At 42.8% G+C, this 12,467-nt stretch carries 7 protein-coding genes; all 7 read left to right on the top strand.

Annotation, left to right across the window (positions count from 1 at the left end; genetic code table 11):
* Positions 1–60: 60 nt before the first annotated feature.
* Positions 61–423, top strand: a complete 363-nt coding sequence (gene rplL, locus I6F65_RS14185) for a 50S ribosomal protein L7/L12 (RefSeq protein ID WP_002958882.1) — start codon at positions 61–63, stop codon at positions 421–423.
* A gap of 273 nt (positions 424–696) precedes the next feature.
* Entirely contained in the window at positions 697–4,722 is a 4,026-nt protein-coding gene (gene rpoB / locus I6F65_RS14180; RefSeq protein ID WP_024610768.1) for a DNA-directed RNA polymerase subunit beta, read from the top strand.
* A gap of 104 nt (positions 4,723–4,826) precedes the next feature.
* Positions 4,827–9,002 carry a DNA-directed RNA polymerase subunit beta' gene (gene rpoC / locus I6F65_RS14175; protein ID WP_166109340.1) on the top strand — a complete coding sequence of 1,392 codons (4,176 nt, stop codon included), beginning with the start codon at positions 4,827–4,829 and terminating at the stop codon, positions 9,000–9,002.
* Between the two features lie 194 nt (positions 9,003–9,196).
* Entirely contained in the window at positions 9,197–9,571 is a 375-nt protein-coding gene (gene rpsL / locus I6F65_RS14170) for a 30S ribosomal protein S12 (RefSeq protein WP_008165517.1), read from the top strand.
* A 96-nt stretch (positions 9,572–9,667) separates the two neighbouring features.
* On the top strand, positions 9,668–10,138 hold the full coding sequence (gene rpsG / locus I6F65_RS14165) for a 30S ribosomal protein S7 (RefSeq protein WP_010392135.1): 471 nt from the start codon (positions 9,668–9,670) through the stop codon (positions 10,136–10,138).
* Between the two features lie 27 nt (positions 10,139–10,165).
* The gene (gene fusA, locus I6F65_RS14160; RefSeq protein WP_166109339.1) at positions 10,166–12,280 is read left to right on the top strand and encodes an elongation factor G; all 2,115 of its coding nucleotides are present in this window, start codon (positions 10,166–10,168) and stop codon (positions 12,278–12,280) included.
* A 62-nt stretch (positions 12,281–12,342) separates the two neighbouring features.
* Positions 12,343–12,467: GTP-binding protein (locus I6F65_RS14155; RefSeq protein WP_033023824.1), on the top strand; the 125-nt coding region annotated here is incomplete at its 3' end.

The raw sequence follows: 12,467 nt of genomic DNA, 5'->3' as shown, positions 1-12,467 counted from the left end.
ATCACTTTCGGTGTAAAATTTATTTGGACTTAAAGTCCGTTAATTATTAGGAAATTTGTAATGTCTGTATCTAAAGACCAAATCCTTGACGCAATTGCTGAAATGTCAGTAATGGACGTTGTTGCTCTTATTGAAGCAATGGAAGAAAAATTCGGCGTAACAGCTGCAGCTGCAATGGTAGCTGGTCCAGCTGCTGAAGCTGCTGAAGAGAAAACAGAATTTGACGTAATCCTTACTGGCGCTGGCGCTAACAAGGTTTCTGCAATCAAAGCTGTTCGTAGCGCAACTGGCCTTGGCCTTAAAGAAGCGAAAGCTCTTGTTGAAGCTGCTCCTACACCTGTTAAAGAAGGTGTATCTAAAGAAGAAGCTGAAGCACTTGCAAAAGATCTTACTGAAGCTGGTGCTGAAGTTGAGGTTAAGTAATTTAGCTTTTGCTAAGTTCGCTGCCTGAGAAATCAGGCAAGGGCTGGTGATTATTTAATCACCGGCCTTTTTGCGCTATAGAGTGATCCACTCTTTTAGCGCAAATAAAATCTGATTTTTTTCTTTACTTTCAACGCTTTATAGTTTGCTAGTGTTAAAGTGAGAGCTAAATTAGAGCAACAATTGAATGTTGTAAAATCTTGGCATAGCTGCCAGTTAAGTCTGTTCTTACAAGAACAGGTCGGGTCAAAGATCAGCAAGCTGAGGAACCCCATGGCTTACTCTTATTCTGAAAAGAAACGTATCCGTAAGGATTTTGGTAAACGTCCACAAGTTTTAGATATACCTTTTTTACTGTCTACACAGTTAGAATCGTTTAAAAAATTCTTAGTGCCGGACGCTGATGGCGATCATGGTTTGGAAGCTGCCTTCCGTTCTGTGTTCCCAATTAAAAGCTACTCGGGAAATTCTGAGCTTCAATACGTAAGTTACCGTATTGGCGAGCCAGTTTTCGATGTAAAAGAATGTCAAATTCGCGGTGTGACTTATTCTGCTCCACTTCGCGTGAAACTTCGCCTTATCGTTATGGACAAAGAAGCTCCAGGCACAGTTAAAGACATTAAAGAGCAAGAAGTTTACATGGGCGAAATTCCGCTCATGACAGATACCGGTACCTTTGTAATCAATGGTACAGAGCGTGTTATCGTTTCTCAGCTACACCGTAGCCCTGGTGTATTCTTTGATAACGACCGCGGTAAAACTCATTCATCAGGTAAAGTATTATATAACGCACGCGTTATTCCTTACCGTGGTTCATGGTTAGACTTCGAATTTGATGCAAAAGATAACTTATATGTACGTATAGATCGTCGTCGTAAATTACCGGCGTCTATCATCCTACGTGCACTTGAGTACTCTAGTGAACAAATCCTAGAAATCTTCTTCGATAATACTACGTTTGAAGTAGCGGACGGTAAAGTTCTTATGGAACTTGTGCCTTCACGTTTACGTGGTGAAACTGCCGCTTTTGATATCAAGAGCGAAGACGGTGAAGTATTTGTTGAAAGCGGTCGTCGTGTTACGGCTCGCCACATCAAGAGCATCGAGAAGAAAGGCATTAACCGATTAGAAGTGCCACATGAGTATGTTATTGGCCGTGTTATAGCTAAAAACTACGTTGACGAGTCAACGGGTGAAGTTATTGCTAACGCGAATGACGAATTAACTCTTGAGCTAATGGCTGAATTGGTTAAAGCAGGTCACACTAAAATTGATACGTTATATATCAATGAAGTGGACAGCGGTGCTTACATGTCAAATACATTGAACATTGACTCTTCAAGCAGCCGTTTAGAAGCACTAGTAGAAATTTACCGCATGATGCGCCCAGGCGAGCCACCGACGAAAGACGCGGCTGAAGCCTTATTCCAGAACCTGTTCTTCTCTGAAGAACGTTATGACTTATCTACTGTAGGTCGTATGAAGTTCAATAGCCGTGTTGGTTACGATACAGACACAGGCCCAGGCACATTAAGCAAAGAAGACATCGTGTCTGTTATGAAAGTATTAATTGCTATTCGTAACGGTCAAGGCGATGTTGATGATATCGATCACTTAGGCAACCGTCGTATACGTAGTGTTGGCGAAATGGCTGAGAACCAATTCCGTGTTGGTCTAGTACGTGTAGAACGTGCTGTACGTGAGCGTTTAAGCTTAGGTGACCTTGACGCAATAATGCCACAAGATCTTATTAACGCTAAGCCTATATCGGCAGCTGTTAAAGAGTTCTTCGGCTCGTCTCAGTTATCACAGTTTATGGACCAAAATAACCCGCTATCAGAAGTTACGCATAAACGTCGTATCTCTGCATTAGGTCCGGGCGGTCTAACTCGTGAACGCGCAGGCTTTGAAGTACGTGACGTTCACGTAACTCACTATGGTCGCGTATGTCCAATCGAGACTCCTGAGGGTCCAAACATCGGTCTAATTAACTCGTTGTCTACGTACGCACGTACAAATGACTACGGTTTCTTAGAAACACCTTACCGCAAAGTGGTAGACGGTGTTGTAACTGATGAAGTTGATTATTTATCAGCCATTGAAGAAGGTCAGTTTGTTATCGCACAGGCGAATTCAAACTTAACTGAAACCAATGAGTTTGTTGATGAACTTATTCCATGTCGTCACAAAGGTGAATCTACCTTTATGGGTCGTATGGATCAGCAATATATGGATGTATCACCACAACAGGTGATCTCTGTAGCGGCAGCACTTATCCCGTTCTTAGAACACGATGATGCTAACCGTGCATTGATGGGTTCAAACATGCAACGTCAAGCAGTACCAACATTGAAAGCGGACAAACCGTTAGTAGGTACTGGTATTGAGTTAACACTAGCGAAAGATTCTGGTGTAACTATCGTTGCTAAACGTGGTGGTGAAGTAATGTATGCTGACGCAAGTCGCATCGTTGTTAATGTACATGAAGAAGAACGCATTCCTGGTGAAGCGGGCATCGACATTTACAACTTAACCAAATACACACGTTCTAACCAAAATACATGTATTAACCAAAAACCAACTTGTATGGTTGGCGAACCGGTTACTCGTGGTGACGTGTTAGCAGATGGTCCTTCGACTGACTTAGGTGATTTAGCCCTTGGTCAAAACCTGCGCGTGGCATTCATGCCATGGAACGGTTACAACTTCGAAGATTCAATCTTGCTATCAGAGCGCGTAGTTGAAGAAGATCGTCTAACGACTATCCATATTCAAGAGCTACAGTGTGTTGCCCGTGATACTAAATTAGGTCCAGAAGAGATTACTGCAGATATCCCGAATGTGGGTGAATCTGCGCTAGGCAAGCTTGATGAATCAGGTGTTGTTTATATTGGTGCTGAAGTTAAGAGCGGCGATATTCTAGTAGGTAAAGTAACTCCTAAAGGCGAAACACAGTTAACACCTGAAGAGAAGCTTCTGCGAGCTATCTTCGGCGAAAAAGCGTCTGATGTTAAAGACAGCTCTTTACGTGTACCAAACTCTGTAACTGGTACTGTAATTGACGTACAAGTTTTCACCCGTGATGGTGTTGAAAAAGACAAACGTGCGTTAGAAGTTGAAGACATGCAGCTTCGCGAAGCGAAGAAAGACTTCAATGAAGAGTTCCGTATTTTAGAAGCTGGCGTTTTAGGACGTGCTCGCAAGTTACTTGTTGATGCAGGCTTCGAAGAAGACAAATTAACATCGCTGAATGCTGAGAAACTACTTACTCAAAGCCTTGCTGAAGAAGATAAGCAAGCTGAACTTGAGCAATTAGCTGCACAGTACGATGAGCTTAAAGCTGAATACGATAAAAAGTTTGAAAACAAACGTCGTAAAATTACCCAAGGTGATGACTTAGCACCAGGCGTACTTAAGATTGTTAAAGTATACCTAGCTGTTAGACGTCGTATCCAACCGGGTGACAAAATGGCGGGTCGTCATGGTAACAAAGGTGTTATCTCGACTATCGTACCAGTAGAAGATATGCCTTACGATGACAAAGGTCGTACGGTAGATATCGTATTGAATCCACTAGGTGTACCATCGCGTATGAACATCGGTCAGATCCTTGAAACACATATGGGTCTAGCTGCACGTGGTATCGGTGAACGCATTGAAGAAATGATGAAAGAGCAACGTGAGCTTCATGAGCTACGTGACTTCATCAAGCAAGCATACGAAATTGGTGAATCTCGCCAAGTTGTAGACATTGCTAGCTTCACAGATGACGAAATTCGTCGTTTGGCTGAAAACTTAAAAGGTGGTTTACCAATAGCTACTCCTGCATTTGATGGCGCGAAAGAAAGCGAAATTAAAGACATGCTTGAGCTTGCGGGCTACCCACGTAGTGGTCAGGTTACACTTTATGATGGCCGTACTGGTGATCAGTTTGAACGTCAAGTAACTGTTGGTTACATGTACATGCTTAAATTGAATCACTTAGTTGATGATAAAATGCATGCACGTTCTACTGGTTCTTACAGCCTTGTTACTCAGCAGCCGCTGGGTGGTAAAGCACAGTTCGGTGGCCAGCGTTTTGGTGAGATGGAAGTATGGGCACTTGAAGCTTACGGTGCTGCTTACACTCTACAAGAAATGCTAACAGTGAAATCGGATGACGTGAACGGTCGTACTAAGATGTATAAAAACATCGTTGATGGTAACCATAAAATGGAACCAGGTATGCCAGAATCGTTCAACGTATTGTTGAAAGAAATCCGCTCACTGGGTATCAACATCGAGTTGGAAGAAAATTAAGCCAATTAGATGCTGCAGTTAACGCTGCAGCATCTGTTACGGCCGAATAGAATGTAGGGACGAGAATACCCGTCCTCAAGATTAACTCCGACAGGAGAGCTAAGGTGAAAGACTTACTTAAGTTTCTGAAGCAACAAAATAAGACCGAAGAATTCGATGCAATTCGCATTGGTCTTGCTTCACCAGACATGGTTCGTTCATGGTCATACGGTGAAGTAAAGAAACCTGAGACTATTAACTACCGTACTTTCAAGCCTGAGCGTGATGGCTTATTCTGTGCCCGTATTTTCGGTCCAGTGAAAGATTATGAATGCTTATGTGGTAAATATAAGCGTCTTAAACACCGTGGTGTGATCTGTGAAAAGTGTGGCGTTGAAGTAACACTCACTAAAGTGCGACGCGATCGTATGGGTCATATTGACCTTGCGAGCCCAGTTGCACACATATGGTTTTTAAAATCATTACCGTCACGTATCGGCTTAATGCTAGATATGACGCTTCGTGATATTGAACGTGTTCTTTACTTCGAATCATTCGTAGTAACTGAGCCGGGTATGACAACGCTTGAGCGTGGTCAATTACTTGGTGAAGAAGAATACCTAGATGCACTAGAAGAGCATGGTGATGAGTTTGAAGCTAAGATGGGTGCTGAAGCAGTTTTAGACTTGCTTCGTGAACTCGATCTTGCTCAATTAATTGCTGAAATGCGTGAAGAGTTACCAACAATTAACTCTGAAACTAAGCGTAAAAAAATCACTAAACGTCTTAAGTTAATGGAATCGTTCCACCAATCAGGTAATAACCCTGAGTGGATGATCATGACAGTACTTCCAGTATTGCCACCTGATCTACGCCCATTAGTACCTCTAGACGGTGGTCGTTTTGCGACGTCTGATCTAAATGACCTTTACCGTCGTGTTATTAACCGTAATAACCGTCTTAAGCGTCTACTAGATTTAGCAGCACCAGACATTATTGTACGCAACGAAAAACGTATGTTACAAGAAGCGGTAGATGCGCTACTTGATAACGGTCGTCGTGGTCGTGCAATTACAGGTTCTAATAAACGTCCTCTTAAATCTCTTGCTGATATGATCAAGGGTAAGCAAGGTCGTTTCCGTCAGAACTTACTTGGTAAGCGTGTAGATTATTCAGGCCGTTCTGTAATCACAGTTGGTCCTACACTTAAGCTTCACCAATGTGGTCTTCCTAAGAAGATGGCGCTAGAGCTATTCAAACCATTCATCTATGGCAAACTAGAACGTCGCGGCATGGCTACGACAATCAAAGCTGCTAAGAAGATGGTTGAACGTGAAGTTCCGGAAGTATGGGATGTACTTGACGAAGTAATTCGTGAACATCCAGTATTACTTAACCGTGCACCAACACTTCACCGTTTGGGTATCCAAGCGTTTGAGCCTGTGCTTATCGAAGGTAAAGCGATTCATTTGCATCCATTAGTATGTGCGGCGTACAACGCCGATTTCGATGGTGACCAAATGGCGGTACACGTACCGTTAACAATCGAAGCGCAGCTTGAAGCTCGTGCATTGATGATGTCAACAAACAACATTCTATCTCCTGCGAATGGTGAGCCAATCATCGTTCCTTCACAGGATGTTGTATTGGGTCTTTATTACATGACTCGTGACCGCATTAACGCTAAAGGCGAAGGCGCGATATTTAAAGATCCAAAAGAAGCAGAAAAAGCATACCGTAGTGGTAATGCAGACCTTCACGCAATCGTGAAAGTACGTATTAGCCAATCAGTTAAAAACGAAGACGGCGTAGTAGAAGATACTATTACTGTTATCGATACAACTGTTGGTCGTGCGATTCTGTCTCTAATTTTACCTAAAGGCATGCCGTTTGCGTCAATCAACCAGCCGCTAGGTAAAAAGCAGATTTCTGGCTTATTGAATGAGTGTTACCGTCGTCTAGGTCTTAAAGATACAGTTATCTTTGCTGACCAAGTTATGTACACCGGTTTCCATTATGCAATGAAGTCAGGTGTTTCTATCGGTATTGATGACTTAGTTATCCCACCGGTTAAAGCACAGATAATTGAATCAGCTGAAGCTGAAGTTACTGAAATCAACCAACAATTCCAATCAGGTCTTGTAACGGCTGGTGAAAAGTACAACAAAGTTATCGATATCTGGTCACGCGTAAACGAAAACTTATCACGTGAAATGATGTCTAACTTGTCGAAAGACACAGTTATCAATGCACAAGGTGAAGAAGTAGAGCAACCGTCATTTAACTCAGTGTTTATGATGGCCGACTCAGGTGCTCGTGGTAGTGCTGCACAGATTCGTCAGTTGGCGGGTATGCGTGGTCTAATGGCACGTCCAGATGGTTCAATCATCGAGACGCCAATCACAGCTAACTTCCGTGAAGGTCTAAACGTACTTCAGTACTTCATCTCAACGCATGGTGCGCGTAAAGGTCTTGCCGATACAGCACTTAAAACAGCTAACTCGGGTTACCTAACGCGTCGTCTAGTAGACGTTGCACAAGATTTGGTAATCAATGAAGATGACTGTGGCACAGAAGATGGCTTAACAATGAAACCGCTTATTGAAGGTGGTGATGTTGTAGAAGCACTTCGTGAACGTGTTCTAGGTCGTGTTGTTGCTGAAGATATTGTGATTCCAGGTACTAATACAGTACTTGTTGAACGTAATATCATGCTTGACGAAAAGCTGTGTGACCTTTTAGAAGAGCATTCAGTAGATGAAGTTCGCGTACGTTCTGTTATCACTTGTGATAATGACTTTGGTGTTTGTGCTAACTGTTATGGTCGTGACCTAGCACGTGGTCATATCATCAACGCGGGTGAATCAGTTGGTGTTATAGCAGCACAGTCAATCGGTGAGCCAGGTACACAGTTAACAATGCGTACTTTCCACATCGGTGGTGCGGCATCTAGAGCGTCTGCAGAAAATAATGTACAAGTTAAAACTAACGGTACATTAAAACTTCATAACTCTAAGTATGTACTTAACACAGACGATAAGATTGTTATTACCTCTCGTTCAACGGAAATTACTATCATTGATAGTTATGGTCGTGAGAAAGAGCGTTATAAAGTGCCTTACGGTGCAGTATTAACAGTTAAAGACAATACGGAAGTTCAAGGTAACGACATCGTTGCTACTTGGGACCCGCATAGTCACCCAATCGTTCTTGAGCATAAATCAAAAGTATCGTTTAGCGATATCGATGATTCAAATACAGAAGCACAGACTGATGAACTAACCGGTTTAACCCGTGTAGTTGTAAAAGACCTTGCTAAAGTAAATACGAAAGAACCAAAGCTTATCATCGAAAGTGAAGAGCGCGGTCTGCAAGAAACACGTCTACCTTCATATACTACAATTGAAGTGATTGACGGCGTTACAGCAAACCCTGGTGACGTGCTTGCACGTATACCACAAGAAGGTTCGAAAACTCGTGATATCACGGGTGGTCTACCACGCGTAGCCGACTTATTTGAAGCTCGTAAGCCAAAAGATCCAGCTATCTTAGCTGAAATCACAGGTACAATTAGCTTCGGTAAAGAGACTAAAGGTAAGAAGCGTTTAGTTATTACTCCACCAGAAGGTGATCATTACGAAGAGATGATCCACAAGTGGCGTCAACTTAACGTGTTTGAAGGTGAGCAAGTGTCTAAAGGTGAAGTTATCGCCGATGGTCCTGAATCACCGCATGACATCTTACGCCTACGTGGTGTGACTCATGTTGCTAACTACATCGTTAACGAAGTGCAAGAGGTTTACCGTTTGCAAGGCGTTAAGATCAATGACAAGCACATTGAAACAATTATCCGTCAAATGTTACGTAAATGTACCATTATGCACGGCGGTGATACTGACTTCTTAGCCGGTGAACAAATCGAAGTGGCGCGCGTTAATATCGCAAACCGTGACCTTGAAAAACAAGGTAAGATACCAGCTAAGTTTGAAATCCAGTTAATGGGTATCACAAAAGCATCACTAGCAACAGAATCTTTCATCTCTGCAGCGTCTTTCCAAGAGACAACACGTGTTCTTACAGATGCGGCAGTGAATGGTAAGAGCGATGAACTTCGCGGTCTTAAAGAAAACGTAATTGTGGGTCGTTTGATCCCAGCCGGTACCGGTTTTGCGTATCATCAAGAACGTATGGCTCGCCGTAAACAAAGCAAAGTAGTAGTAGAAGAGCAAACTGTAAGTGCAGAAGAGGCAACTCAAGCACTAACTGACGCTCTAAATGCTGATTTGTCTGGAAATCAATAAACTGTTCTTAATCAATAGATTAAGTGATAGTAAGGCAGATATCTTCTGTCTTACTATTAGTTTAGGTTGACAGGTTAAACTTTGCTCATTAAAATTCCGCCACCCATTTACTTGTGTGCTTAATGCAGGCTCGTAAATAAAGGGCGGATTTTTTATTTTTTTCAGTAGTAATTTTAATTTCAGGAGCTATTTAAATGGCAACTATTAACCAGCTAGTGCGTAAGCCACGCCGTAGCAAGGTTACGAAAAGTAACTCAGCTGCACTAAAAGCGTGTCCGCAAAAGCGCGGTGTATGTACTCGCGTATATACAACTACACCTAAGAAACCTAACTCGGCGTTACGTAAAGTAGCTCGTGTACGTTTAACTAACGGTTTCGAAGTAACTTCATACATTGGTGGTGAAGGTCATAACCTTCAAGAGCATAGTGTAATCCTAATCCGTGGTGGTCGTGTTAAAGATTTACCAGGTGTGCGTTTTCACACTGTTCGTGGTGCACTTGACTGTGCAGGCGTTAGCGACCGTCGTCAAGCTCGTTCTAAATACGGTACTAAACGCCCTAAAGGCTAATGTTTTCCGTTAGTAAGGCCAAGCACTAAATATTTATAATTATTGTTTTGGGTGATTGACTCGAAAGAGCAAACCTGAATAAACCGGAGATACAAAATGCCTAGAAGACGCGTAATCGGTCAACGTAAAATTCTTCCAGATCCTAAGTTCGGATCGGAACTTCTTGCTAAATTCGTTAACATCGTGATGTTAGACGGCAAGAAATCTACTGCTGAAAAAATTGTTTATGGTGCGCTAGACGTGGCTGCTGAGAAATCAGGCAAGTCGCACCTAGAAATCTTTGAAACTGCACTTGATAACATCCGCCCACAGGTAGAAGTTAAATCTCGCCGTGTTGGTGGTTCAACTTATCAAGTACCAGTTGAAGTACGTCCAGTTCGTCGTAACGCATTAGGTATGCGTTGGTTAGTAGACGCTGCACGTAAGCGTGGCGAAAAATCTATGGGCTTACGTTTAGCTCAAGAAATCGTTGACGCTGCTGACAACAAAGGCACTGCGGTTAAGAAACGTGAAGACGTTCACCGTATGGCTGAAGCGAATAAAGCATTCGCTCATTACCGTTGGTAATCTGTCTTTAACCTTTAAGAGGATCATATGGCACGTACAACTCCACTTGAGCGCTATCGTAATATAGGTATTGTTGCTCACGTAGATGCAGGCAAAACCACCACAACAGAACGAGTTCTGTTCTACACGGGTCTTTCTCATAAGATCGGTGAAGTACATGATGGCGCTGCAACTATGGATTGGATGGAGCAGGAACAAGAGCGTGGTATCACAATCACTTCTGCTGCAACAACGTGTTTTTGGAAAGGGATGGACGCTCAATTTGACGCCCATCGTATCAATATTATTGATACTCCAGGACACGTAGATTTCACTATCGAAGTAGAGCGTTCTTTACGCGTACTTGATGGTGCGGTAGTTGTTCTTTGTGCTTCATCTGGTGTACAGCCGCAAACTGAGACAGTTTGGCGTCAAGCGAACAAATACGAAGTTCCGAGAATGATCTTCGTAAATAAAATGGATCGCACGGGCGCTGACTTCTTAGCGGTGGTTAGCCAGGTGAAATCTCGTCTTGGAGCAACGCCTGTTCCAATTCAGTTGCCTGTAGGCGCTGAGGACGACTTTAAAGGTGTTATTGACCTCATAAAAATGAAAATGATTAACTGGAACGAAGCGGACCAGGGTATGACTTTTTCATATGAGGCAATACCGGCAGATCTTCTGGAATTAGCTGAAGAATGGCGCTCTCATTTAGTTGAAAGCGCTGCTGAAGCAACAGATGAACTAATGGATAAATACTTAGAAGGTGAAGAGTTAAGCGAAGCAGAAATCAAAAATGCTTTGCGTCAACGAACATTAGCGAATGAGATTGTTCCAGTTACTTGTGGTAGTGCATTTAAAAACAAAGGTGTTCAAGCTGTGCTTGATTGCGTTGTTGAATATATGCCCTCACCAGAGCAAGTGAAACAAATCCAAGGTATCTTAGAAAATGGTACTGAGGAAGAACGTCCTGCTAATGATAAAGCGCCGTTTGCTGCACTCGCATTTAAGATTGCAACAGACCCGTTTGTTGGCACCTTGACCTTTTTCCGTGTTTACTCTGGTACTGTTAAACAGGGTGACACGGTATATAATCCAGTAAAAAGTAAGCGTGAGCGACTTGGCCGTATCGTACAGATGCATTCAAACTCTCGTGAAGAGATCAAAGAAGTTTTCGCAGGCGACATCGCGGCAGCTATTGGTCTTAAAGACGTAACAACAGGTGAAACACTGTGTGATCCGAGTTCTATTATTACGCTTGAGCGTATGGAATTCCCTGAACCAGTAATCTCTATTGCGGTTGAGCCTCGCACTATAGCTGACCAAGATAAGATGGGTATTGCGCTAGGTAAACTAGCTGCTGAAGATCCTTCTTTTCGCGTACAAACTGACGAAGAATCAGGCCAGATTATAATCTCTGGTATGGGTGAACTTCACCTTGATATCATCGTCGACCGTATGAAACGTGAATTCAGTGTTGAATGTAACGTTGGTAAGCCGCAGGTCTCATACCGAGAAGCTATTCGTTCAACTGTTAAAGTTGAAGGGAAGTTTATACGTCAGTCAGGTGGTCGTGGTCAATATGGTCACGTTTGGATTAAACTTGAACCGATGGATATTACGGATGATGAGTCACCAATTTACGAGTTCGTTAACGAAACCGTAGGTGGTTCTGTTCCTAAAGAATTCGTCCCTGCGGTAGACAAAGGTATCCAAGAGCAAATGTCTCAAGGTGTACTGGCAGGCTACCCATTACTTGGCGTTAGAGCGACTTTATATGATGGTTCATTCCATGATGTAGATTCGAATGAAATGGCATTTAAAATAGCAGGTTCACTGGCAATGAGAGATGGGGCGCTTAAAGCTAACCCTGTACTTTTAGAGCCAGTAATGAAGGTTGAAGTACTCACTCCTGATTCAAATATGGGTGATGTAGTTGGCGACTTAAACCGTCGCCGCGGCATAATCGAAGGCATGGAAGATGCATTAGGTGGACTTAAGCAAATTAATGCGCAAGTTCCTCTTTCTGAAATGTTTGGTTATGCGACTGCTTTACGATCTGCAACACAAGGCCGTGCCTCATACTCTATGGAGTTTGTGAAGTATGCTGAAGCCTCTAAAAATGTTGCAGATACAATAATTTCAGCTCGCGCTGTTATATAATTTTAGCTTGTCTGGCTCAATAGTGAGTCAGGCTTTAATTTCTTTATTAGGAATTTTTTAAGATGGCAAAAGAAAAGTTTGAACGCGTAAAACCGCACGTAAACGTTGGTACAATCGGCCACGTTGACCACGGTAAAACTACACTAACTGCAGCAATCACTAACGTACTTGCAAAAGTATACGGCGG

This window comes from Pseudoalteromonas sp. SWXJZ94C (assembly GCF_015864385.1).
GTDB lineage: Bacteria > Pseudomonadota > Gammaproteobacteria > Enterobacterales > Alteromonadaceae > Pseudoalteromonas.
The sequence above is the reverse complement of the archived record's forward strand: the minus strand, read 5'-3'. Positions and strand labels throughout refer to the sequence as shown.

What these genes read in the sequence shown, in the direction of transcription:
- rpsG (WP_010392135.1), top strand. Translation starts at nt 9,668, where the DNA reads ATGCCTAGAAGACGCGTAATCGGTCAACGTAAAATTCTTCCAGATCCT.
- rpsL (WP_008165517.1), top strand. Translation starts at nt 9,197, where the DNA reads ATGGCAACTATTAACCAGCTAGTGCGTAAGCCACGCCGTAGCAAGGTT.
- rpoB (WP_024610768.1), top strand. Translation starts at nt 697, where the DNA reads ATGGCTTACTCTTATTCTGAAAAGAAACGTATCCGTAAGGATTTTGGT.
- fusA (WP_166109339.1), top strand. Translation starts at nt 10,166, where the DNA reads ATGGCACGTACAACTCCACTTGAGCGCTATCGTAATATAGGTATTGTT.
- rplL (WP_002958882.1), top strand. Translation starts at nt 61, where the DNA reads ATGTCTGTATCTAAAGACCAAATCCTTGACGCAATTGCTGAAATGTCA.